This window comes from Streptomyces chattanoogensis (genome assembly GCF_001294335.1).
Taxonomy (GTDB): Bacteria; Actinomycetota; Actinomycetes; order Streptomycetales; family Streptomycetaceae; genus Streptomyces; species Streptomyces chattanoogensis.
On record NZ_LGKG01000157.1, the window covers coordinates 73,209 to 95,270 of the forward strand.

Sequence of the window (22,062 nt, forward strand, 5' to 3'; positions counted from 1 at the left end):
GCCTACGCGTCCCCGGCCGCATACACCCGCTGCCCGCCCACGAACGTCTGCAGGACCCGGGTCGCGGCGATCTCCTCGTCCGGGCCGTCGAACGGGTCGCGGTCCAGGACCACCAGATCCGCCAGCTTTCCGGGCTGGATGGTGCCGGTGTCGTCGAGGTGGTTGGCGTAGGCGCTGCCCGCCGTGTACGCGGCGAGCGCCGAGCCGAGGTCGATGCGCTGCTCGGGAAGGAAGACCGGCGTCGCGGGCGGGGCGTCCGGCTCCCGGCGGTTGACCGCGACATGCAGCGCGGCGAGCGGATCGGGGGAGCTGACCGGCCAGTCGCTGCCCGCCGCGAGGGTGGCGCCGGAGCGCAGCAGATCGCCGAACGGGTACTGCCAGGAGGCCCGTTGCGCGCCCAGGAAGGGGATGGTCAGCTCGTCCATCTGCGGTTCGTGGGCGGCCCACAGCGCCTGGATGTTCGCCGTCGCGCCGAGCCTGCGGAAGCGCGGGATGTCATCGGGGTGGACGACCTGGAGATGGGCGAGGTGCGGCCGGGTGTCCCGCCGGCCGTTGGCCGACCGGGCGGCCTCGACCGCGTCCAGCGCCTCGCGGACCGCGCGGTCCCCCAGGGCGTGGAAGTGGACCTGGAACCCTTCGGCGTCCAGCTCGGTGACATACGCCCGCAGCGCCTCGGGGTCGATGAACGAGATACCGCTGTTGTCGGACTGGCATCCGCAGGCGGTCAGATACGGGCTGAGCAGGGCCGCCGTATGGTTCTCGGCGATCCCGTCCTGCATGATCTTCACGCTGGTCGCGCGCAGCCGTCCGCCCGTCAACTCCTCGCGGCGTGCGATCAGTTCGGGGATCTGCTCGGCCCCGCGGGCGCGGTCCCACCACAGGGCCCCGGTCACCCGCGCGGTCAGCGCCCCGTCCTCGCGGGCCGCCAGATAGGCCGGAACGGCATCGGCGATCCCGGGGGCGCGGCCCAGCATCGCGTCCTGCCAGGCGGTCACCCCGTAGCCGTGGAGGAGGCGCTGCGCCCGCAGCAGTCCCTCGGTCCGTTCGGCGAGGGTCGGCTCCGGGACGAGGTCGCCGACCAGCCGCATCGCGCCCTCCTGGAGCATCCCGGTCGGCTCGCCCGCGGCGTCGCGCTCGATGCGCCCGTCGGCCGGATCCGGGGTACGGGAGGTGAGCCCGGCCCGTTCCAGGGCGCAGGAGTTGGCCCAGGCGCCATGGTGATCGCGGTTGACGAGAAAGACCGGGCGGTCCGGCACGACGGCGTCCAGGAACTCCCGGGTCGGCATCCCGCCGGGAAACGCCTCCAGCGACCAGCCGCCGCCGGTGATCCACGGTACGTCCGGACGGGCCGCGGCGTAGGCGTGGATCAGCCCGCGGTACGCCTCGGCCGTGACCGCCGCGCTGAGATCGCACTGCCCCAACTCCAGCCCGCCGCCCACGGGATGGACATGGGCGTCCTGGAACCCGGGGATGAGCAGCTTGCCCCGCAGGTCGACGACCTCCGTGCCGGGCCCGATCAGGTCCCGTATCCCGTCCCGCTCGCCGTCGTGGCCGACGGCGACGATGCGCTCTCCGCGCACGGCCACCGCGCTCGCCCGGCTTCGCGCGGGGTCGACGGTGTGCACGGGGCCGGAGAGGAAGACGAGGTCGGCGGGGGTGCTGGTGTCCATATGGCCGTTGCTCCTGGTGGGTTGGTGCAGTGGGTGAACGGTTGGAGAGGAGGGGGGAGGAGAGGGAGGAGAAAGGGTGGGGCGGGCCGGTCGAGATGATCATCCCTCGGAAGGGCGGGCCAGGCGCCCGCTCTCCCCGTCCATCGGCAGGGGGATCGCGTCGGCATCCGTCCCGCGGCCGGTACGGAAGTACGGGGCGCGGCGCACCCACTTCGCCCAGGCGGCGACCGCGAGCCCCGTCAGCACGAAGAGCGCGGGCAGCAGCAGCATGAACCAGCCGTTGTCCGGCGTGGCCTCGAAGTGGTCGCTCATCGTGGCGTACTGCCACACCAGATAGCCGCCGAGCCCGAACAGCGCCAGCGCGCTCGCCGCCGGGACGACCACATCCCGCAGCGCGCGCACCGGTCCCTGGCGCCAGCCGTCCCGGAAGCGCACCGCGCAGGCGAGCGCCGTGAGGCCGTAATAGAGGGCCACCGTCAGGCCGATGGAATTGACCGCGGTGAGGATCATGTCGTTGAGCTTGGGGATGCCGACGGCGAGCACGGCGAGCAGCGCGGCGAGGGCCATGACCAGCAGGGTGCCCACGGCGGGGGAGCCGTAGCGCGGATGCAGGCGCTGCCACACCGGGCCGAGCGTCCGGTCGCGCGCCATGGCCAGCGCACCGCGGGCGGTGGGGATGACGCTGGACTGGAGCGAGGCGAACGCGGAGCACATCAGGGCGGCCAGCGGCAGCGAGGCCCAGGGCTCCGGCGCCAGCCGGCCGCCGAGGAAGGTGAGCGCCTGTGGTCCGTTGCGGATGAGCTCACCGGTGTTCATCACCCGCTGGAAGGCGAAGGCGCCGACGAGGAACAGCCCGAGCATCGCGATCAGCGCGATCAGACCGCCGCGGGCGGCGTCGGATGCGCTGCGCGTCTCCTCGTTCACGCTGAACGCGGCATCCCATCCCCAGTAGATGAACACCGCGATCACCATTCCCTGCGCCAGTGCCTGGGGAGAGCCGATCTCGAAGGGGTCGAGCCAGGAGAGCGAGAACGGCTGGTCGCCGACGACGAGGGCACAGCCGCAGAAGCCCAGCAGCACCACATACTCGAAGATCAGCAGCCCCAGCTGCATCCGGGTCGCGGACCGGACGCCCGTGACGGCGGTGACCGTGACGACGACCAGCGCCACCAGGCCCACCGCGGTGCTGATGCCGGTGGCCGCCGGATCGAGCCGGAGCCCCAGCACGCGGTGCACCCCGAGCTTGTTCAGGAACTGCAGCACGACGGAACCGGTGACCGCGCCCGTGTACGCCATGAAGATCACGTTGCCGACCAGCACCACCCACCCGGTCAGAAAGCCGGACCAGGGCCCGATGGACCGGCCCACCCAGGTGTAGCCGCTGCCGCAGTTGGGCTCGGTGCGGTTGAGGCGCGCGTACGACAGGGCGATGCCGAGGATCGGGAGGAAGGCGAGCAGGAGGAGGGCGGGGGTCTGGCGGCCCGCGTACGCCGCCAGCGTGCCCATCCCGATGCCGATGCTCGTCGTCGCGGCCGTACTCGAGGCGGCGATCGCCAGCCCGTCCTTCACCCCCAGCGAGCGGCGCATCCTCGCCGGTCCGGGGTCCTGCGGCCGTTGCTGCACTGCGGAGGGGGGCATGGCACTCACTCCTCGGAAGGGCCGGGGCCTGGGGCGGCCGGGCCGTGTGTCCGCCGATGAAACAGTCCGCCTCTCCTTGTGTCAACGATGTTGACGTAATTCGTGGAGCCGGCCGATGCTGGTGATCCGGATGGTTAACTGGGGCGGGTCAGGGCCTGGGGAGCGACTGAGGCGACGACGGCTCCCCGGGCGGGCGCCGGGCGGAGGGGACAGCTGTGGCGGAGAGCGAGCGCGTACCGGCCGAGCGCAAACGGCGCCGGCCGACGGGTTCGGGCGTGGTGCTGTCCGCCGACCTCATCGTCGACACGGCGTGCCGGCTGATCGATGCCCAGGGCGCGCAGGCCTTCACCGTACGGAAGCTGGGCGCCGCCCTCGGGGCCGATCCCTCCGCCGTCTACCGCTACTTCCGCAACACCGAGGACCTGCTGCTCGCGGTCGCCGACCGGCTCATCGGCGAGTCGATGGCCGGGTTCACCCGGACCGGCGACTGGGCCGCCGACCTGCGCGACTTCGGCCTGCGCGCCTACCGCTCGGCGCTGCGCCACCCGCAGATCGCGGCCTTCAGCACGGTCCGCGTCACCGGCCGCCCGCACGAGCAACGCGCCGTCGACACCGGCATCGGCCTGCTCCTGGAGGCCGGCTTCGACGAGGCCACCGCGGTGCGCCACTACCACGCCCTCGTCGACAGCGTCCTCGGCCACGCGGCCCTCGACGCGGCGTTCCTGCGGCTGACCCCCGCCCAGCGCACCGCGGACGAGGGGGCCTGGCGGGCGGCGTACGCCGATCTGCCCGCGGCGGAGTACCCGAGTCTCGACCGCGTACGGGGCGAGCTCTCGCTGATGGCGGGCTCGGCGGTCGAGGCCGCGCTGGATCTGCTGATCTCGGCGCTGCGGGCATCCGTTTAGGCTGACTGGGTTGACGTCAACTCGGCTTGTTTTGCCGGGTGTTGGTGAGTCGGGGGAGGCGAGGTGCTCGAGGTCCGTCGATGCCGCCGGAGCCGTCCGTGCGGGCGAGTCGCGTCCGGAGGGTGAAGTGATCGCATCGGCTCCGTACGCGCCCCTCCCGTATCGGTTTCGCGCTTATCGGTGCGAACCGATAAATAAACCCACTATTCGAACATTTCTCCCTCATGGGTGCGAACATGGTGCATGCCCTCACAACGGCTGGTGCACATGCCTGGACAACTGCCTGGACGGCGAGATCTGAGCGCCGCCCTGATCCTGATCCCGGTCGGTCTGATCATCGCGATCGTGGTGATCGACGCGCTCTCGCCGCCCGACGTCCATCTCGGACCGCTCCTCGTCGCCGCGCCCGCCATCACAGCGGCCATCGCGGGCCCGCGCCTCACCGCCGCCATCGGCGCGCTCGCGGTCGCCGCCCAGGTGTTCATCGGCATCGCCCGGGGCGTGCTCGTCAGCGAGAACCTCCAGGCCCAGATCGCCGCCCTGGTGGTGGTCTCCGCACTGGTCGTGCTCTTCACCGTCGTCCGGGACCGCGACGAACGGCAGCTCATCAAGAGCCGCTCGGTGGCCGGTGTCGCCCAGCAGGTGCTGCTGCGGCCGCTGCCCCGGCGCAGCGGCCCGCTGGAGATCGCCTCGCTCTACCTGGCCGCCGAGGAGGAAGCGGAAATGGGCGGCGACCTCTTCGCGGCGGCGCGCACCGCGCTGAGCACCCGGCTGATCATCGGCGATGTGCGGGGCAAGGGGCTGCCCGCCTACAGCCACGCCGCCCTCATCCTCGGCGCCTTCCGGGCGGCCGCCCACCGCAAGGCCACCCTGCCCAATCTCGCCCTCCACCTCGACGGCGCCGTTCGCTGGGACAGCGGCCAGTGGCGCGCCGCGCCGGGCCCGGAGAGCGCGGCTCCGGAGCGGGGCGAGGGCAGCGGTGCGGCCGCCGCCGACCCCGGAACCGACACCGGAACGGACCCCGACATCGGTCCCGACGCCGCCCCCGACAGCGACGAGACCTTCGCAACGGCCTCGCTCTTCGACATTCCCGACCGGTGGCCCGTACTGCGCACCATCACCTGCGGCCATCCGCCCGCGCTCCTGCTGCGCGACGGCGAGACCGTCACCCTGCACCCCGAGCGGACCTCTCTTCCCATCGGGCTCGGCGGCCTGGCCGGCGCCCCCGATTACCAGGTCGAGACCTTCCCCTTCGAGCCCGGTGATCTTCTGCTGCTGTACACGGACGGGGTGATCGAGGCCCGCGACAGCAGGGGCGTGTTCTACCCGCTCGCCGAGCGCGCCGCCGCCTGGAGCGGGAGCAGCCCGCAGCTGTTGCTCCGCTGCCTGCGCGAGGAGCTGCTGACGCACACGGACGGCCGGCTGGGCGACGATGCCGCGGCGGTCGCGGTACGGCGCCTGCCCGACCCGATGGCGCAGACCGGGGCCCGATGAATTGCATCACGCTCACGGAGTCCGCCTCATATCGGGCATAAGCCTCAAAAAGGATCAGCGAAGTGTCCGAAATGCACTCCTATCGGGCAATCGATTCTCCCGCGACCTTCCCATGCGGCGGACCGCGGGGCCGCCGCCTCCCCATCTGACGCTTCCTCAACCCCGCCCCACTTGGTAAACACGTCCGAATCATCCCCAAGTGGCATGGGACGCGCACCATGATCGACCCCAACACCCCGGACCAGCACATATTCGCGTTCGACCTCACCGAGCACGAAATCCGGCGCCGGACCGAAGTCCTCGCGGCGCTGGGCGACACCTGGAACCCCATCGAGGTGATGGAGGCCGAGGCGAAGGCCCAGCGGCTTCTCTACTCCGGTCTGGACGCCGACCAGCAGGCCACCTACGACATGCTGGTCGCCGCCGGTGTCCTGCCGGCCTCCGGGCAGGCATGACCATGCTGCCGCTCGACCCCACCGCCGACATCGGCCGCCGGGCCTGGGTGCCGTGCCCCGGATGCCGGGACGACCGGGACTGCGCCGCCTGCCTCGACGGCCGGACCTGCCCCGACCACTGGCGCTATCTGCTGGCGAACAAGGGCAGCCGACTGCACCTCCAATGCCCCAACTGCACCCACCTGTGGGCCTGGGAGTCGGGCTTCGGGGCGGGCGGCGGCCGCATCTGACCGCCGTCCTTCCCGGCCCGCAAAAGCCTGCTTCGAGGTGCGCGTGGGTGAACACGACCGGTGATCCTTGAGCGGTACCGTGCGGACATGGAGCTGCGCGCACGATCACTCTGGCTGCTGACCGAACCGCTGCACGCCGTCACCTACTTCGACGAGGAGTGCCGCGGCCTGGGCAAAGCCCTTGGCCTCAAGGGCTTTTGGATGGGCTACTTCGCCTCCCGTACCGCACCGCTGGGCGCCGTGGAACCGTCCCTCGCCACCGCCGTACTCGGGGTCTTCGCCCCCGGCATGGTCGCCCGCGCGCTGCCCGCGGCCTGGAGCACCGTCAGCCCCGCACATGTCCTCGACGAGCGCGCCCGCCGCGCCGCCGACGCCCTGCGCCGGATCCATCCCGGGCTGGACACGACGGCCGCCGGGCTGTCGGGCCCGCTCCTGACCGTCGTCGAGAACGCGCCCACCCTGGCACGTCCGCTCTTCGCCGCGAACCGCGCGCTGTGCGACCACGCCGACCCGGTCGAGCGGCTGTGGCAACTGAGCACCGCCGTACGCGAGTTCAGGGGCGATGCGCACCTCGCCGTACTGGCCGGCGAAGAACTCGACGGCTGCGAGGCCCTGGTCCTCGCCGTCGCCGCCGGCCGCGTCCCCAAGGACACCATGCGCCAGGACCGCGGCTGGAGCGAGGAGGACTGGGCGGCTGCGGCCGACCGGCTGCGCTCCCGCGGGCTGGTGGACGAACGGGGCGACGCCACCGACCGCGGCCGCCGGGAACGCACCCGTATCGAGGAGGAGACCGACCGCCTGACGGAACAGCTGCTCCGCCCGCTCACCGGGCCGGGGACGGACCGCCTCCTCGAGGGACTGGAGGACGTCGTACGGCGCATCCTGGCCGCCGATGTGCTCCCCTTCCCCAATCCGATCGGCCTGCCCCACCCCGACGAGGACCGGTCCCGGGACCAGTCCGACTAGTGCCGTGCTGCCACCGCGCCCGTGGACTTACCTCGTACGGCTGTACTTCCGCCTCGTACAGCTGCGTCTCCTCAGCTCAGAGCGGTGAGGGCGAGCCGCTGGAGAAAGCGGGCCGTGACACCAGCCGCAGCAGCGGCCCCGGGTTCCGGCAGAGGGCCGCGTGAACGGCGGTGGCGAGCGCGCGGGCCCGGCGCTCCCCGGCCACGCCGTACAACACGACATACGTCGGACCGGCCGCGGAGCCGGGACCCGCCAGGTGGAGCCGGACCAGCCGGGCGACGGCATCGCGCAATGCGGCGGCCGTCCGCTCGTCGACGGTGTGTGCCGGGGCCGTGAGAGTGTCCGCCTTCACCGCCCAGTGCCGGCCGCTGCGGCTGATGCTCACGAACACCGCGCCGGTGGCCAGGGCGGTGGCGTAGGCGGCGTTGAACGCCTCGATGCCGGAGACGTCCGGAACGAGCGCGGCAGGCAGGGGAGCGGGGAACGGCGAGGGGAACCGCGAGAGCTGCATGGCACGCAGTGTGCCGTGCAAACACGACGGGTTGGCGGCGCCGTGCCGACAGAAGGCCCGCGGTGGAAGGTGCGCCGGGCGGCACGGCCCCGACCGTTGTCCCCGCCCGGACGTGAACGACGCAGCAGGGGGCCCGGCACACAGCCGGCTCATGGCCTACTCTCTGCGACTGCAACGGATTGATCTTGTTCACCACATTGCCCCGGGGGACCAGCGATGACCATTTCACCTCAACTGATCGGACGGTACGAGATCCCAGGGGCCCGCGGATTCGGCTCGGGCTCCGGAGAAGCCTGGCTGAACCGGACGGGGCCGGTTCCCCAGCTGCTGATCAACGGTCCGGACGCGTTGTTCGTCCACGAACTGGGCCAGGACGTGCACCTGCGCGCGACCTTCCCGAGGCCACTGCCCGAGAAGAAGGCCGGGAGCATCGGAGTTGCTCCGGACTGCTCCTTCGCCGTCTTCACGACCGATACCGCGTACATCGCAGTCGCTCCGGACGGCACCCACTTGTGGCAGCATCCTCACATCGGCTGGGGCCGGTGCAGCCGCGGATATGTCGACTTCTCCCTGCACGGCCCGGACCACACCATCAGGACATGGCTGCGGATGCCTTCCGAGACGCCGGACAGAACGCTCTTCCACACCCTGAACGAAGCGGGACACCTGGTCACCCGCCATGAACTGCCCATCGGTGCCAACGTGCAACAGGTGTCGCTGCGGTGGCGACCGGACGGGGACCTTGGGAGCGTGCACGTCAGCGGTCGCGCCTCATACCGGGCGACGCTGGCCTCCGGCCGTATATTCCTCGGCGAACGCGTGGACGTGAAGTACATACATGCCACTGCGCCGTCGCGCCGGGGAATCATGACCGAGGACGGGAGCACCCCGGAGCTCCGCTGGCACCGCTTCCCCTCGTACGAGGAGACGGTGACACTGCGCATCGATGACTTCCCGTCACCCGGAACCGGTGACTGCACAGTTCACTACGAGCCGCAGCTGATGTACGCCGGCGGCTATCTCGACGAGGACACCGCCCTGGTGCAGTTGTCCGACGCGTATGACACAGCGCGGTGCTACGGCAATGATGCCTGGCGCGAATACAGCCACTGGCTGGTGGACCTGGCCACCGGAACCGTGCGGGGACGTATCGCCTACCCGGAGTGGGAGGAGGACTCCGCCTGGCCGCTCGGGGACGGCACGTGGCTGACCCGGGAGCGGAACGACACCCTGTGCCGCTGGACAGCGCGGCAGACCGCCTCCGAGGCACCTGCGGCCGGAGGGGATGAGGGAGCCGGCGCCGGAGTGCGAGCCGCCCCGCGGTCATCACCCCGTGACAGGGGACGCCGGCACCGACGCTGAGTACGGATACTCAGGCGTGCCCCGCCGTCACCCAGGGACGATGAAGGCCGACACCGGTGTCCGCCAAGGAGGATCCGCACATGCTCAGCCACATCGCCGGCGCGGTGGTGCCCGTCCTCGGCCGTCTCACGGTCACGGCCGCGCCCGACGCCGAGCTGGCACCGGGCAGCATCATCGCCGCCAACCACACCTCGCTGCTGGATCCGGCAGTGGTGATCGCGGCACTCCACCGGCACGGCGTCCGCCCGGTCATTCTGGCCACCGCCGGACTGTGGCGTATCCCCGTCCTCGGCCGCGCACTCACGCGCGAAGGACATGTCCCGGTGCACCGGAACGACCCCCGGGCGGCCCGTTCACTGGACGGTGCCGAGGAGGCCCTCGCGAGCGGCCGTTCCGTCCTCATCTACGGAGAAGGCCGCCTTCCGCAGCGCACCGACTCCGGCGAAACCCCACCCGGCCCGTTCCGTCCCGGACTTGCCGCGCTGGCGCAGCGCACGGGAGCCCCCGTCGTCCCACTGGGCCAGGCCGGCGCCCGCCGGCTGTCCTCCGGCAGCAGGGCCAAGCAGATCGCCGGATTCCTCACCGCTCCCGCGCGCCGCCCGGACCTGCATGTCCACATCGGGGCAGCGGTGCGGCTGAACGGCGACAGACACACGGCCACGGCCCGGGCGCGGGCCGCAGTCACCGATGCCTGGCGGACCGCCGCCGAACGGCTCGGCGAGCCGGTGGTGCTCGCGGCCTGAGCCGCGGCGCCGGGAGAGTTCAGCGGAACCTGCGTGCTCGGTGGTCCGTCCCGTCGGCTCCGCCGGAGAGCCATCCCCGGCCGCGGGCTCATATTCGGGTGCCCTCACGCTCCTCGAACCGCTTGCCGAACCCCTGCTGGAACTGCTGCTTGAAGTGCTCCGCCAGATCCACGGTGTCGGACGCGGGCGGCGCCTGGACCGTGACCGGCTTGTTCACGTCGAAGAAGCGGATGGTGAGGTCCAGCGGGCCGCGGTCGGTCCCCGCGCGCTCGCGGAACTTCACCGTGCGGTCGTCGGGCCCGACCCACAGATCGAGCTTCAGCGCATTCACGCCGAGCTGCTTGTACCGCCGGACCGCCTTCGCACGGCGCTCGGCCCCCAGCGCACCCTTCGCATGGCGCCGCTTCAGCAGCTCGTCCACGGAGACCGTACCGGCGTAGTGCGTCGTCCTCACGCCGTCGACGGTCTCCACGCCGACCTTCTTGACGTCACCGGACTGGGCGAGCAACGACGCCTGCGCCGCCGGGTCCTGGTCGGCCTGCTGCCGCATCCCCCCGAAACCGCCCGCGCCCCCGGCACCCTTGCCCCGCATCTGGAACTTCAGCCAGTGCTTGCCGTGCAGGGCCGCCGCCGCGCGCTCGCCCGCGCCCACATACACCGTGTCCCCGATGAGCCGCACCGAGAACTCACCCGACTTCAAACCCCCGGACGCCTTCATCCGCATATCGATGGCACGGGGACGCAGACTGAAGGACACCTTGCCCTCGACGGTCCCCTGACCGCCGACCTTGCCGTTGATGCGGTACGACAGGGAGTTGAGCCTGGCGCCCTTGTCGACCGCCTTCTGCACCGCGGCGACCGGCGCGGCATTGAACTTCTCCGGCTTGGCCGTCCGGTCGCGCCCTGCGCCGCCCGGCGACGAGCAGGCCGCCGTGCCGCACAGCATCGCGCCGGCGAGCACCGCGCCCACGGTACGGACCGAAGAACGGGAAAGTGCGAGCGAAGAACGTCGAGCCATGGCCCCCCCAAGAAGTGCGGACAGAAGCGCGGATCAGGAGGCGCAGGGCGTGCCCCGCGGCCCAGGAACCGCGAATCGGTGAAGAGTCGAATGCGTGTCTGACGGAGACAGTAACGCACCCCACTGACAATGCGCGTCGCGCGTCATCGTCCCGGCCGACGGAAGGGAGACGCAGTTCAGCGAGGCGTACAACGGCCGCGCGGCGTCCCGCAAGCGAGATCGACTTGCTGCAGGGTTATTTTCAGTTGGTGTGTGGATGCGTGCTTTGGGGTGCTTTGCAAGACAAGATCGGATCACCTGCGGAGGAATCGCGTTGTCAGGGTATGGAGCCTAGAGAGTTGTGGGACCGCAACGCCGTACTCGCAGAAGCGTTTTGTCTTCGGGACGAGGGAGTGCGGGAGGCCCAGGCCAGACTGGACGAGGCGCAGGCCGACCGGTCGCGGGTCCTGGCGGCGTTTGCGGTGACCGTGGGCAGCACGGGTGCGGTGGCCGGCCTGTTCGGTCTGAACGAGCGGGAAGTGCGGATCGCCCGGCGCACGGTGGGCAAGGACGACGCCCGCGCGGTTGCCGAGCAGCTGCTCGCCGCGGCTCCCAACGGCCCCGCCCGGGAGCCCGGTACGGCGGGCCCGGCGGGTCCAGCGGGTCCGGCGGCTGATTCCTCTCCCGACCGCTCCTCCGATGCCGCCTCGGCGTCCTCCTCTTCCACTGCCCGGCCCACGCCCACCTCGCGCGACAGCCGGGAAAGCCGCGACGGCCGCGAGAGTTCGGGCACGTCATCGGAGCCGTCCTGGTCTGCAGCCCTGGACGCGGTGCTCGTCGGCAGCTGGCAGACCGGCGTCGACCTGCGCGAACTGGCCGCCGAATTCGGGCTCGACTTCAACCGCCTGCTCGCCCGCGCCCAGCAGCTGGCGGCTCAGGGCCGGTTCCATCACAGTCCCGGCCACGCCGGTGAGACCTATGGACGCCACCGCCGCGGCCCCGGCGATCTCCATGAGGCCGAGTGCACCATCCCCGCACAGCAGACCGCGGCCTGGAACGCCGCCCCTTCCGGGCACTCCGTGGGATCCGCCTGGCATTCCGGGACACCGCAACCGGCCGAAACCGTCGCCGATATGACCACCCTCGCCCCCGACTGGGACAGCGCCCTCGCCCCATGGGGCACCCTCGCGCAGCCCCACGAGGAACCCGAGCCGGCCCACCAGCCCTGGACCCAGTACCACCTCAGCTCCTGAGCCGCTCCGCCTCGATTCGTACCCCCGCCCCGCCATGGCGACCGACCGGCGGGGCTTTGTCGGGCCCGGGGGCGAACGGTTGGGTGAATGCGAAATCAGTGAAAGGAGAGGCGCGAGACGACGATTTCAGTGGAACCCTAGCTACTTCGGTGTGGAATCAGTACGCTCTGGCGACAAGTTCAGCTTCAGCAGGCCATTGTCAGTCGGTCGCAAGTTCACCACACCCAAGGATCCCCATGACCGCCCCGTCCCCCGGCCGCCCCCTGTCGCACACGGAACGCACGCGTCACCGGCGCCTGCGGGAACAAGGCAGCCTGGACCGGGCCGAGCTGGATGCCGTACTGGCGGCCGGATTCGTGTGTCACCTCGGAGTGACCGTGGACGGCACGGTGATGGTCGTCCCCACGGTCTACGGCTCCGACGGCAGCACGCTCTACTTTCACGGCTCGGTGGCCAGCCGCAGCCTCGTCGCGTCACCCGGGACAACGGTGTGCGTGACGGTCACCCACGTCGACGGCCTCGTCCTGGCCCGTTCCGTCTTCGAGCACGGCATCAACTACCGCAGCGCGATGATCTACGGAGTTCCCCGCCTGGTCACGGACGAGGAAGAGAAGCTGGCGGGGCTGCGGTGCCTGACGGAGCAGTCCGCCCCGGGCCAGTGGGACTACGCCCGGCGCCCCAGCCGCAAGGAACTGGCCGCCACCGCACTGCTCGCCCTCTCGCTCGACGAGGCCTCGCTGAAGATCCGTACCGGCCCGCCGGACGACGGCGACACCCCGGACGCCGAACTCGGCCTCTGGGCCGGGGTCCTTCCGCTGAACACCTCATGGGGCGCCCTCGAACCGGCCCCTGACCTGGCCGCTGCCCTTGCTCCGCCGCCGCATCTCGTACGGCGCGCGGGCGCGGTGGTGTAGCGGTCCCCCCCCTCGGCGGCCGGACGTCGTACAACCTTCACATGCGGCAGACAGTCTCCCCACCGCTGTCACATCGCCCCGGGAGCCCCATGCGCCGCCTCGTCACCAGCACCGTGATCGCAGCCGCCTGCCTCATGCTCGCGGCCTGCGCGTCGACGTCGTCCGGCTCGGGTGCCCCCAAGCAGTCCGCCGCCGCGGCACAGCCCGCCGCCACGACGGTGTCGGGCGCCCCCGACGCCGAATTCACCCTGGGCAGCGAGACCATCCACCCCGGACATCATCGGAGCGCACCCGTCCCCCACCTTGCGGGCAAGGGCCTCCAGGCCGCCCGAGACGCAGCGCGAGCCGCCGGTTTCCGGTCGGTCCGTACGTACGACATCCGGGGCCGCGGCCGCACACCGGCCTCCGACCGCGGCTGGAGGGTCTGCACGCAGACACCGGGATTCGGGCGCGCCCGCACCGACATCACCCTCACGCTCGGCGTGGTGCGGAGCGAAGAAGACTGCTTCGGCGGTGACGAGCAGGGGCGGGGGAGCGCCTGACGATTACGGCCGCTCCCTTTCGCCGAGGGCCACCGGAGACCGGGTGAACTCCGGCGTCACTCGGCGGGGTGCGCTCACCAGGGTGTGGACCAGGGCGAGTTGAGGCGCGGCGGACCCGGTCAGCGCCCCGGCCGGCCCAGCGGTGCCGGTGCCGCGCGCGGCGGTCACCAGGGCCCGCGGTAACACGCCGTCGGTGGTGTGCGCGCCACCCGGCTGCTTCGCGAGCCCGTCCCGACGATCCTGACGATCTCCCCCCGGTGCCGCGCGGCGATGAAGGCCGAGCGCGCCAAGGCCGGCGGCCGCGCATGACGAGGGCGAGGGCGCCGGCATGGCGAGGTCCGCGGACCGGTGCCACCATGTAACTGGTGTCTGCTCGATGGCACCTCGGCGCGCGGACCGGGACGAGGCCCTCCGGTGTCGTTCTCGGTTATGCACAAACCGGCTCTGCGCGTACGCCTCCCTCCGGGAAACCTGACTGGCCATCTGCCGGGAAGACGCTCCGTATTCTCCCGAAGGGGGACTCTCGGCGAGTGATGCCGGCGGGCACCGCACTCTCGCGAGGATGGATGTCATGGCCAAGCGTCTGATCGTCTGCTGCGACGGAACGTGGAACCTCGCCGACCAGCCGAGCAAGACCAATGTCACCAAGGTCGCCCTGTCCGTGCTGCCACGGTCCGCCGCCGGGGTGGAGCAGCGGGTGTACCACCACCGCGGGGTCGGCACGAGTCGTTGGGAACGGCTGCGGGGCGGGGCGTTCGGGCTGGGGCTGTCGCGGAACGTCCTCGACGCCTATCGCTTCCTCGTCCACAACTATGAGCCCGGTGACGAGCTGTACCTGTTCGGGTTCAGCCGGGGGGCGTACACCGCGCGCAGCCTGGCGGGGCTGGTGCGCAACTCCGGGATCCTGCGCCGGGAGAACGCCGACCGGGTCAAGGAGGCGTGGGGCCTGTATCGCGACCGGGTCGAGAAGCCGAGCGGTGCGGCGTCCACCCTGTTCCGCCGGGCGTTCGCCCACGAGCCGGAGATCCACTTCATCGGCGTGTGGGACACGGTGGGTGCCCTGGGCATCCCGGTTCCGGGGCCGCGGTGGTTCAAGCCGGTCGTGGGCATGGTCAATCGCCGTTGGGCGTTCCACGACACCGCGCTGAGCAGCCATGTGAAGGCGGCCTTCCACGCACTGGCCGTCGACGAGCAGCGCACGGCGTTCGAGCCGACGCTGTGGATCCCGCAGCCCGGCGCCGCCGACAGCGGGCAGGAGCTGCGGCAGGTGTGGTTCGCCGGGGTGCACAGCGACATCGGCGGCGGCTACCCGGAGACGTCCCTGTCCGACATCGCCCTGCTGTGGATGGTCCACCACGCCCGCAGACACGGGCTGGAGTTCGACACGGAGGCGCTGAGCCCGGCCGGGCCGCGTGAGAAGAGCCCGGACCGGAGCATCGAGTTCAGGGTGCGGCCCCTCGTCATGGGCGAGCTGCACGATTCGCGCACGGGGCTGTACCGACTGGCCGGGACACTGCACCGGCCCATCGGGCGGACGGCGGACGGCGGCGGCCTCGACGGGAGCCAATACCTGGCCGTGACCACCAAGGCGCGCCACGACGGGGACGCGGCCTACCGGCCGCCGGAGCTCGACCGGTATCTCGACGACGAGGCGGACGTCCAGCTCGAACCGGTGTCCCTGGACGTCCGCGGCGCCGAGGTGCGGACCTGACCAGTCCGCCGCCAGGCCGAACTCACCCGCGCCGGTGCCGACTTCCCCGTAGCCCTGCTCTTCGCCGCCCTGCTCTTCGGCCACGCCGTCGTGTGCGCCTTGGCCGCGGTCGCCCTGCCCACCGATCCGCCGTGCGTGGCCTGGTCAACCGTGCGTGCCTTCGTCAACACGGCCGTACACAGTCCGCATGGTGCCTGATCTGCCCTTCAGCGGGGTGTAGATCGTCGGTCGCCGGCGAGGGGCGGCAGCTGCGCGACCACGACGAAACAGGCTGCGGCGGCAGGGAGCGCATGACCACGATCACCAGGTCCCTGCCGCTCAATTGCGGCCGGCGTGCGAGCCAAGGACTCCGGAGCCGTGTACTTCCGGTTGGCTTCCGAGCCGAAGCCTCAGCCGTTGCCCACGGTGCGGTCGAGCAGGGGGAGCAGGCGGTCCCAGTGACGCTGCCGCGCGGAGGGGTTGAAGGCGTCGGTGTCGGACATGGTGAAGCCGTGGACGGTGCCGGGGTAGATCTCGGAGGTGTAGTCGACACCTGCGGCATCCAGGGCCTGGTTCAGCTCGCCGAGGGCCTCGGGCGTGAGGTCGGTTTCGGCGTGGCCGAGGTGGACCTGGGCGGTGATCTTCGAGAAGAGGTCGGGCCCGTCGGCGCCCACGGGACCGTGGAATCCGGCGACGGCGGCCACCTGGCCGGGGTGGGCCGCGGCGGTGCGCATCGCCAGCAGGCCGCCTATGCAGTAGCCGGTCACCGCGACCGGTCCGGCGCCGACCTCGGGCTGGGTGGTGAGGAACCTGAGGTAGGCGTCGGCGTCGCTCAGGACACGTTCGGCGGTGTGCGCCTCGATCAAGGGCATCAGCTGGGCGAAGACCGCGGGCCGGACCTCTTCTCCGATGTGCTCGGGAAGTTCGATCACCGGTGCCGGGCCGTGCCGGTAGAAGAGGTTGGGGACGAGTACGTAGTACCCGTGCCCGGCCAGTTCGCGGGCCATCTCCCGCAGCACGGGCCGGATCCCGAAGCCGTCCGCGTACATCAGCACCCCTGGGTGCCGCTCGCCGTGGTCGGGGAAGGCGGCGAAGGCGTCGGCCTGGCCGTCCGTGGTGGGAATCTGCAGCGACTTGATCTTGGTGGGAATAGTGGTTCTTCCTTCCTTGAAGTTCGCCGAAGTAACGTTTATTGCACTAACGTTCTCGGCGCCAGCGAACGTACATCGTTAGTCTCACTAACGCAACGGGTAGGGTTGGCACCATGACCAGAGCCGAAGCCGCGGGCCTGCCCGACGACGACGCGCCCAAGATGCCCGACAGGCTGCGCCGACGGGCGAGCCGACAGTTGTCGCAGCTGACCGCGCGGTCGGACCGGCTGATCAACGAGGGGCTGGCCCGGGTCGACGCCCGCAAGTGGCACTACGCCGTGCTCGCCTCACTGCAGGATTTCGGGCCGGGCAGCCAAGCGGCGCTGAGCGGGCGCACCGGCATCTACCGCAGCGACATGGTCGGCGTGCTCAACGAACTGGCCGAGCGTGACCTCGTCGAGCGGGCACCGGATCCCGACGACCGGCGCCGCAACATCATCACGATCTCCACCCAGGGCCGCCGTCACCTACACCGCCTCGACAAGGTCCTGGACGACCTCCACGACGAACTGCTCGCCCCATTGAGTCCGGCCGAACGCGACCAGTTCGTGCAGTTGCTCACCCGCTTGCTGGACCATCACACCAGGGCGTCCTGACTCCGCGGAGCGGCATCTGCCGCGACACCGCGCCCGCAGGCGCCTCTCGAGGCCCACGAGGGATGTGCCGCCCGCGTCCGCGGGGTACTACGGAATCCCCACCCAGCATCCCCCAGCCCTCGAACCAGTACGCCGACTCCTCGACGCACACATCCTGACGACGGCTCCGTCAACGTCGATGCCCCCGGTAAACGTCCTCAGCGTCGCAGGACGCCGGTGTCCAGCAGCCGGCCTCGGACCACCAGCCCCTCTGCCCCCGCAGGAACCGGGCCGGCACTGCGCGTCAGGACAACGACCGCGCCCGTTTGGATCACCCGAGGGCTGCCCTTCAGGTGATCGGCAGGCTGCTCACAAACCAAGCAGCCGCCGCAGGGGTACCGCATCCCCACAAGGCACCGTCCGGAACCCCCGTGAGGAGAACAACCATGTACGCAGCCATCCGGCGATACGAAGGAGTCACCGACACCGTGGAGACGGCACGCCGGGTCAGCGAAGGATTCGTGCCCCTGATGCGCCAAGCCCCCGGATTCGTCGCCTACTACTGGATCGACGCCGGGGGCGGAGTGATGATCTCCACCAGCGTCTTCCAAGACCGAGCCGGCGCCGAGCAATCCATCACCAAAGCTGCTGCGTTCGTGCGGGACAACCTCGCCTCACTCCTCCCCAACCCACCCCAGGTCACGACCGGGAAGGTAGTGGCTTCCGCCTGACAACGGCTGCCAGTCACCAGCGGTGCCAAGTCCGCCACCCTCGCCCGCTCCGCCGGATCAGCGCTCAAGCGCCACCTCAGCTTGATCGCAGTCCGGTACGCGACATGGCGACCACGGAGTCCGCCCGCTGGGCGGCGGCTTCGGCGCCCCGCTCGACGCCGAGGACTGGCCGAGGCGGCCTGAAATCGCTCCCTTACAACGTGCCAGGATCTGCGAGAACCTGCGAAAACCTGTTAGCTCAAGGTAGTTCGACGTCGAAGCAAGGACGCCGCTCTCAGCCCGCCGTCTCACCCGCATCCGGCGCCAGCACACCTGCCGCGACCAGGGCGAACAGGGCTATTCCCAGCAGGATCCGGTAGACGACGAACGGCATGAAGGACTTGTTCGAAATGAACTTCATGAACCAAGCGATCACCGCATAGCCCACGACGAAGGCGATGACCGTCGCGAAGATGGTGGGCCCCCAGGCCGTATGCCCATCGCCCGCATCCTTGAGCTCGAAGACGCCGGAGGCCAGCACCGCCGGGATGGCCAGCAGGAAGGAATAGCGGGCGGCGGATTCGCGGGTGTAACCCATCAGCAGGCCGCCGCTGATGGTGGCTCCGGAGCGGGAGACGCCAGGGATGAGGGCCATGGCCTGGCAGACGCCGTACAGCAGACCGTCCTTGACGGTGAGATCGGCGAGCTCCTTGCGCTGCTTGGCGGCACGATGCCGGCCGCCGGTCTCGTCGCGGGCGGCGAGACGGTCGGCGATGCCGAGGACGACACCCATCACGATCAGGGTGGTGGCGATCAGCCGCAGATCGCGGAACGGCCCCTCGATGGCGTCCTTGAGCGTAAGGCCCAGCACACCGATCGGAAGGGAGCCGACGATCACCAGCCAGCCCATCTGGGCGTCATGGTCATGCCGCAGCTCCCGGTTGACCAGCGAGCGCGCCCAGGTGGCGATGATCCGCGCGATGTCCTTACGGAAATAGATGATGACGGCGGCTTCGGTGCCGATCTGAGTGATGGCGGTGAAGGCCGCACCGGGATCGTGCCAGCCGGCGAACGCCGCGGTCAGGCGGAGATGCGCACTTGAGGAGATAGGCAGAAACTCCGTCAACCCTTGAACGAGCCCGAGAACGAATGATTCAAACCAAGTCATGGGAACGACATATCCAAGGGTGATCAAGCGCTCGTCGGCGCGCGGGACAAGGGGGACGGTGGCCGCGCACACGGATCACCGGCGGCCTGGTGCAGCGTAACGCCCGCAGATGACCGGGCCGTCAAGAACCCTGGCCCTGGACACCCCACGGGCAACCCGCCTGCGACGCGCCGGACATCAGGCCTTCTTCATCCGCACGACGATCGGCTGGGCGCTGCGCGAATACGCGACAACGGATCCCGCCGCGGTGCGCGAATCCGTCGGCCGCGCCGCAGCTCGCCGCCCCGCCGGCAGATCCCCGGTCCACCGGCAAGGTCATCGGAAAGGCCTCGGAAGGACTTCGGAAGGACTTCGGAAAGGCTTCGGAAGGACTTCGGAAGGGCCTCGGAAGGGCCTCGGAAAAGCCTTCCCCCACACATAAATCATTCGACGCCACGTCCGGCGCCCGGCACCATATGACGCATGTTCCGGCACGCCTTCCTCACTCTGCCGTCCGCAGTCGCGGACGCGCTGAAGGCTGCCGTTGATGCCTCCGCCGTCGCCCTGGCGACCGCGCCCGCCGCAGCAACTGACGGCGCACGAAGCTGACCCTCTCCGGATCGTCCGGCGGACCCCACAGGGGGAGGGTCGGAGTGGCTCAGGGGTCCCCACGGCGCCAAACCGCCGTTCTCACCGCATCGTTGCGAGGAAGAACACCATGCCCAAGACGGCATACGTACGCACCAAGCCGCACCTGAACATCGGCACCATGGGCCACGTCGACCACGGCAAGACCACCCTCACCGCCGCCATCACCAAGGTGCTCAGCGACCGGGGGAGCGGCACCTTCGTACCGTTCGACCGGATCGACCGGGCCCCGGAGGAGGCCGCGCGCGGCATCACCATCAACATCTCGCACGTCGAGTACGAGACCGACACCCGGCACTACGCCCACGTCGACATGCCCGGCCACGCCGACTTCATCAAGAACATGGTCACCGGCGCGGCCCAGCTCGACGGCGCGATCCTCGTCGTCTCCGCGCTCGACGGCATCATGCCGCAGACCGCCGAGCATGTGCTGCTCGCCAAACAGGTCGGCGTACGGTACATCGTCGTCGCCCTCAACAAGGCGGACGCCGGCGACCCCGAGCTCACCGACCTGGTCGAGCTGGAGGTACGCGAACTGCTGAGCACGCACGGCTACGACGGGGACCACGTACCCGTCGTACGGGTCTCGGGGCTGCGCGCCCTGGAAGGCGACCCGCGCTGGACGGAGGCGATCGAGGCACTGCTGGACGCCGTGGACACCTACGTCCCCATGCCCGAGCGGTATGTCGATGCGCCGTTCCTCCTGCCCGTGGAGAACGTCCTGACCATCACCGGGCGCGGCACGGTCGTCACCGGGGCCGTCGAACGCGGCACCGTGCGGATCGGCGACCGGGTGGAGGTGCTCGGCGCGGAGACCGAGACCGTCGTCACCGGACTGGAGACCTTCGGCAAGCCCATGGAGTCGGCCGAGGCCGGAGACAACGTCGCGCTGCTGTTGCGCGGGCTGCACCGGGACCAGGTGCGCCGCGGGCACGTGGTCGCGGCGCCCGGCAGCGTCACCCCGCGACGCCGGTTCACCGCCGAGGTCTATGTGCTGTCGACGGAGGAGGGCGGCCGCCGTACGCCTCTGTCCACGGGCTACCGGCCGCAGTTCTACATCCGTACCGCGGACGTGGTCGGCGACCTCGACCTCGGGGAACGCGGTGTGGCGCGCCCCGGCGAGACGGTGACGGTGACGGTCGAACTGGGCCGAGCGGTACCGCTGGAGCGCGGCCTCGGCTTCGCCATCCGCGAAGGCGGCCGGACCGTCGGCGCGGGCACGGTGCGCTCCGTCCAGGAGTGAGGCACTGCAGGGCCGCGTAACGGCTGCGCCCCGTACCTTTCTTGGTGCGGGGCGCCGTGGTCTGCCGGCGGGTGGTAGGGGACGGTGTGGGGTACGGGCACGGGGCGGGGGCGCGAGGCACGGGTTCCGGATTCGGGTCCTCGGACGGTCTGGCGGGCAGACGGGCCATGGCGCGGGTTGGCGAACAGACCACGGCACAGGCAGGGAACACACCGGGAGCAGCCCGCAACCGGCCGCAACCGACAGAGGCCACTCCACAGGCCAGGAACAGGCCGGCACGGCTGGCCGGGGAGGAAAGCCCAATGGCAGAAACCGCACTGGTCCTGGGGGGTGGTGGGCTTACCGGAATCGGCTGGGAGATCGGCCTGCTTGCCGGCCTCGCGACAGCCGGCATCGACCTGACCGGCGCCGATCTCGTCATCGGCACCTCCGCCGGATCGATCGTCGGCGCGCAGGTCACCTCGGGGCGGCACACGCTGGAGGAGATGTACGAGCGCCAGCTGGCCGCACCCCAGGGCCCGCCCGGCGCGCGGATGGGCCCGGCGGCGATGGCACGCTTCGCCGCCATCGCGCTGAGCTCTCGGGATGCGGTGTCGTTCGGCGCGCGGATGGGACGGCTCGCGCTGGCAGCTCGTACGGGCCCGGGGGCGGACCAGCGCGCGGTGATCGCCCGGACCCTGGGCGCCGCCGACTGGCCCACGCGGCGACTGATGATCACGGCTGTCGACTCGGCGACGGGGGAGCGTACCGCCTTCGACGACACCAGCGGTGTGGCCCTGGTCGATGCTGTGACGGCCAGCTGCGCGGTCCCCGGCGTTTTTCCGCCGGTCGCGATCGACGGCAAGCGATGGATCGACGGCGGGGTGCACTCCAGCGCCAATGCCGATCTGGCCGCCGGATACGGCCGTGTCGTGGTGATCGCACCGATGGCGGCCGGCGGCGGGCCGATCGCGGCACCGCGTACGCAGGGCGAGCGGCTGGCCCGCCAGGGGGCCACGGTCTGTGTGATCACGCCCGACCGGGCGGCCAGGGAGGCGTTCGGCCGCAACGTCCTGGACCCCACCAAGCGCGCAGCGGCGGCCCGCGCGGGCCGCCGCCAGTCGACCACCCACGCCGAAGACATCCGACGCATCTGGTCAGACTGACCCTGCCCTGCCCTGCCCCCGCCCTCTCCTGTCCCGCCCGCCCGGCCACCCCTGTCCCGCACCCCCCCCCCCC

Annotated in this window: 22 protein-coding genes and 1 pseudogene; 16 read left to right on the forward strand and 7 right to left on the reverse strand. The window is 70.8% G+C overall.

From position 1 onward, the window contains the following. Positions 1 to 2: 2 nt before the first annotated feature. Both ADL29_RS28190 and ADL29_RS28195 read right to left on the reverse strand, forming a co-directional pair. Positions 3 to 1,670, reverse strand: coding sequence for an amidohydrolase (locus tag ADL29_RS28190; protein WP_053926389.1), 1,668 nt, complete (start codon positions 1,668 to 1,670; stop codon positions 3 to 5). 99 nt (positions 1,671 to 1,769) lie between these two features. Further along, complete coding sequence (locus tag ADL29_RS28195; RefSeq protein WP_245689664.1) at positions 1,770 to 3,308, reverse strand: APC family permease; 1,539 nt, start codon at positions 3,306 to 3,308, stop codon at positions 1,770 to 1,772. A 215-nt stretch (positions 3,309 to 3,523) separates the two neighbouring features. Between ADL29_RS28195 and ADL29_RS28200 the strand changes: the two genes are divergently transcribed. The 5 genes from ADL29_RS28200 (at position 3,524) to ADL29_RS28220 (ending at position 7,358) form a co-directional block, all read left to right on the forward strand. Next, the gene (locus tag ADL29_RS28200) at positions 3,524 to 4,213 is read left to right on the forward strand and encodes a TetR/AcrR family transcriptional regulator (protein ID WP_053926391.1); all 690 of its coding nucleotides are present in this window, start codon (positions 3,524 to 3,526) and stop codon (positions 4,211 to 4,213) included. Between the two features lie 267 nt (positions 4,214 to 4,480). Then, on the forward strand, positions 4,481 to 5,707 hold the full coding sequence (locus ADL29_RS28205; protein WP_245689665.1) for a PP2C family protein-serine/threonine phosphatase: 1,227 nt from the start codon (positions 4,481 to 4,483) through the stop codon (positions 5,705 to 5,707). A 218-nt stretch (positions 5,708 to 5,925) separates the two neighbouring features. Continuing rightward, positions 5,926 to 6,162 carry a DUF6400 family protein gene (locus ADL29_RS28210; RefSeq protein WP_053926392.1) on the forward strand — a complete coding sequence of 79 codons (237 nt, stop codon included), beginning with the start codon at positions 5,926 to 5,928 and terminating at the stop codon, positions 6,160 to 6,162. A gap of 2 nt (positions 6,163 to 6,164) precedes the next feature. Further along, positions 6,165 to 6,392: a hypothetical protein gene (locus ADL29_RS28215; protein ID WP_046924412.1), complete on the forward strand. Its 228-nt coding sequence runs from the start codon at positions 6,165 to 6,167 to the stop codon at positions 6,390 to 6,392. Between the two features lie 87 nt (positions 6,393 to 6,479). Then, a complete protein-coding gene (locus ADL29_RS28220; RefSeq protein WP_053926411.1) occupies positions 6,480 to 7,358 on the forward strand; it encodes an SCO6745 family protein in 879 nt (292 codons plus the stop codon). A 76-nt stretch (positions 7,359 to 7,434) separates the two neighbouring features. Here ADL29_RS28220 and ADL29_RS28225 read toward each other — a convergent pair whose 3' ends face one another. After that, positions 7,435 to 7,869 carry a hypothetical protein gene (locus ADL29_RS28225; RefSeq protein ID WP_053926393.1) on the reverse strand — a complete coding sequence of 145 codons (435 nt, stop codon included), beginning with the start codon at positions 7,867 to 7,869 and terminating at the stop codon, positions 7,435 to 7,437. 216 nt (positions 7,870 to 8,085) lie between these two features. Here ADL29_RS28225 and ADL29_RS28230 point away from each other — a divergent pair, with 216 nt between their 5' ends. After that, positions 8,086 to 9,231, forward strand: a complete 1,146-nt coding sequence (locus ADL29_RS28230; RefSeq protein WP_053926394.1) for a hypothetical protein — start codon at positions 8,086 to 8,088, stop codon at positions 9,229 to 9,231. A gap of 80 nt (positions 9,232 to 9,311) precedes the next feature. Beyond that, positions 9,312 to 9,974 carry a lysophospholipid acyltransferase family protein gene (locus ADL29_RS28235; protein ID WP_053926412.1) on the forward strand — a complete coding sequence of 221 codons (663 nt, stop codon included), beginning with the start codon at positions 9,312 to 9,314 and terminating at the stop codon, positions 9,972 to 9,974. Between the two features lie 88 nt (positions 9,975 to 10,062). Here the strand turns inward: ADL29_RS28235 and ADL29_RS28240 are convergent, their stop codons facing one another. After that, a complete protein-coding gene (locus tag ADL29_RS28240; protein ID WP_107095107.1) occupies positions 10,063 to 10,992 on the reverse strand; it encodes an SCO4651 family lipoprotein in 930 nt (309 codons plus the stop codon). 392 nt (positions 10,993 to 11,384) lie between these two features. Between ADL29_RS28240 and ADL29_RS28245 the strand changes: the two genes are divergently transcribed. The 3 genes from ADL29_RS28245 to ADL29_RS28255 all read left to right on the forward strand — a co-directional run bounded on the left by ADL29_RS28245 (position 11,385) and on the right by ADL29_RS28255 (position 13,680). Continuing rightward, positions 11,385 to 12,224: a hypothetical protein gene (locus tag ADL29_RS28245; protein ID WP_245689666.1), complete on the forward strand. Its 840-nt coding sequence runs from the start codon at positions 11,385 to 11,387 to the stop codon at positions 12,222 to 12,224. 236 nt (positions 12,225 to 12,460) lie between these two features. After that, the gene (locus ADL29_RS28250; RefSeq protein WP_053926396.1) at positions 12,461 to 13,138 is read left to right on the forward strand and encodes a pyridoxamine 5'-phosphate oxidase family protein; all 678 of its coding nucleotides are present in this window, start codon (positions 12,461 to 12,463) and stop codon (positions 13,136 to 13,138) included. An 89-nt stretch (positions 13,139 to 13,227) separates the two neighbouring features. Beyond that, positions 13,228 to 13,680, forward strand: a complete 453-nt coding sequence (locus tag ADL29_RS28255) for a hypothetical protein (RefSeq protein WP_053926397.1) — start codon at positions 13,228 to 13,230, stop codon at positions 13,678 to 13,680. A gap of 3 nt (positions 13,681 to 13,683) precedes the next feature. Here ADL29_RS28255 and ADL29_RS43715 read toward each other — a convergent pair whose 3' ends face one another. Further along, the gene (locus ADL29_RS43715; RefSeq protein ID WP_157878591.1) at positions 13,684 to 13,848 is read right to left on the reverse strand and encodes a hypothetical protein; all 165 of its coding nucleotides are present in this window, start codon (positions 13,846 to 13,848) and stop codon (positions 13,684 to 13,686) included. Positions 13,849 to 14,251: 403 nt separating this feature from the next. Between ADL29_RS43715 and ADL29_RS28260 the strand changes: the two genes are divergently transcribed. After that, entirely contained in the window at positions 14,252 to 15,391 is a 1,140-nt protein-coding gene (locus ADL29_RS28260) for a DUF2235 domain-containing protein (RefSeq protein WP_053926398.1), read from the forward strand. Positions 15,392 to 15,780: 389 nt separating this feature from the next. Here ADL29_RS28260 and ADL29_RS28265 read toward each other — a convergent pair whose 3' ends face one another. Then, positions 15,781 to 16,521 carry a dienelactone hydrolase family protein gene (locus ADL29_RS28265; protein WP_053926399.1) on the reverse strand — a complete coding sequence of 247 codons (741 nt, stop codon included), beginning with the start codon at positions 16,519 to 16,521 and terminating at the stop codon, positions 15,781 to 15,783. 113 nt (positions 16,522 to 16,634) lie between these two features. Between ADL29_RS28265 and ADL29_RS28270 the strand changes: the two genes are divergently transcribed. Continuing rightward, on the forward strand, positions 16,635 to 17,117 hold the full coding sequence (locus tag ADL29_RS28270; protein WP_053926400.1) for a MarR family winged helix-turn-helix transcriptional regulator: 483 nt from the start codon (positions 16,635 to 16,637) through the stop codon (positions 17,115 to 17,117). Between the two features lie 425 nt (positions 17,118 to 17,542). Beyond that, the gene (locus ADL29_RS28275; protein WP_053926401.1) at positions 17,543 to 17,827 is read left to right on the forward strand and encodes a hypothetical protein; all 285 of its coding nucleotides are present in this window, start codon (positions 17,543 to 17,545) and stop codon (positions 17,825 to 17,827) included. 274 nt (positions 17,828 to 18,101) lie between these two features. Here ADL29_RS28275 and ADL29_RS28280 read toward each other — a convergent pair whose 3' ends face one another. Further along, entirely contained in the window at positions 18,102 to 18,974 is an 873-nt protein-coding gene (locus tag ADL29_RS28280) for an undecaprenyl-diphosphate phosphatase (RefSeq protein ID WP_053926402.1), read from the reverse strand. 160 nt (positions 18,975 to 19,134) lie between these two features. On the opposite strand from ADL29_RS28280, the pseudogene ADL29_RS45555 reads away from it, so the two are divergent. From ADL29_RS45555 to ADL29_RS28290, 3 genes and pseudogenes are all read left to right on the forward strand, one after another. Then, positions 19,135 to 19,254: pseudogene (locus tag ADL29_RS45555) on the forward strand (DNA alkylation repair protein); the annotation flags it as partial. A 417-nt stretch (positions 19,255 to 19,671) separates the two neighbouring features. Continuing rightward, the gene (gene tuf, locus ADL29_RS28285) at positions 19,672 to 20,844 is read left to right on the forward strand and encodes an elongation factor Tu (protein ID WP_053926403.1); all 1,173 of its coding nucleotides are present in this window, start codon (positions 19,672 to 19,674) and stop codon (positions 20,842 to 20,844) included. 302 nt (positions 20,845 to 21,146) lie between these two features. Further along, positions 21,147 to 21,989, forward strand: coding sequence for a patatin-like phospholipase family protein (locus ADL29_RS28290; protein WP_053926404.1), 843 nt, complete (start codon positions 21,147 to 21,149; stop codon positions 21,987 to 21,989). The last annotated feature ends 73 nt before the right edge of the window (positions 21,990 to 22,062 follow it).

Coding starts and splice junctions, on each gene's coding strand:
- ADL29_RS28190 (WP_053926389.1), bottom strand. CDS start 1,670: ATGGACACCAGCACCCCCGCCGACCTCGTCTTCCTCTCCGGCCCCGTG.
- ADL29_RS28195 (WP_245689664.1), bottom strand. CDS start 3,308: ATGCCCCCCTCCGCAGTGCAGCAACGGCCGCAGGACCCCGGACCGGCG.
- ADL29_RS28205 (WP_245689665.1), top strand. CDS start 4,481: ATGCCTGGACAACTGCCTGGACGGCGAGATCTGAGCGCCGCCCTGATC.
- ADL29_RS28210 (WP_053926392.1), top strand. CDS start 5,926: ATGATCGACCCCAACACCCCGGACCAGCACATATTCGCGTTCGACCTC.
- ADL29_RS28215 (WP_046924412.1), top strand. CDS start 6,165: ATGCTGCCGCTCGACCCCACCGCCGACATCGGCCGCCGGGCCTGGGTG.
- ADL29_RS28220 (WP_053926411.1), top strand. CDS start 6,480: ATGGAGCTGCGCGCACGATCACTCTGGCTGCTGACCGAACCGCTGCAC.
- ADL29_RS28225 (WP_053926393.1), bottom strand. CDS start 7,869: ATGCAGCTCTCGCGGTTCCCCTCGCCGTTCCCCGCTCCCCTGCCTGCC.
- ADL29_RS28230 (WP_053926394.1), top strand. CDS start 8,086: ATGACCATTTCACCTCAACTGATCGGACGGTACGAGATCCCAGGGGCC.
- ADL29_RS28235 (WP_053926412.1), top strand. CDS start 9,312: ATGCTCAGCCACATCGCCGGCGCGGTGGTGCCCGTCCTCGGCCGTCTC.
- ADL29_RS28240 (WP_107095107.1), bottom strand. CDS start 10,992: ATGGCTCGACGTTCTTCGCTCGCACTTTCCCGTTCTTCGGTCCGTACC.
- ADL29_RS28250 (WP_053926396.1), top strand. CDS start 12,461: ATGACCGCCCCGTCCCCCGGCCGCCCCCTGTCGCACACGGAACGCACG.
- ADL29_RS28255 (WP_053926397.1), top strand. CDS start 13,228: ATGCGCCGCCTCGTCACCAGCACCGTGATCGCAGCCGCCTGCCTCATG.
- ADL29_RS28260 (WP_053926398.1), top strand. CDS start 14,252: ATGGCCAAGCGTCTGATCGTCTGCTGCGACGGAACGTGGAACCTCGCC.
- ADL29_RS28270 (WP_053926400.1), top strand. CDS start 16,635: ATGACCAGAGCCGAAGCCGCGGGCCTGCCCGACGACGACGCGCCCAAG.
- ADL29_RS28275 (WP_053926401.1), top strand. CDS start 17,543: ATGTACGCAGCCATCCGGCGATACGAAGGAGTCACCGACACCGTGGAG.
- ADL29_RS28280 (WP_053926402.1), bottom strand. CDS start 18,974: ATGACTTGGTTTGAATCATTCGTTCTCGGGCTCGTTCAAGGGTTGACG.
- tuf (WP_053926403.1), top strand. CDS start 19,672: ATGCCCAAGACGGCATACGTACGCACCAAGCCGCACCTGAACATCGGC.
- ADL29_RS28290 (WP_053926404.1), top strand. CDS start 21,147: ATGGCAGAAACCGCACTGGTCCTGGGGGGTGGTGGGCTTACCGGAATC.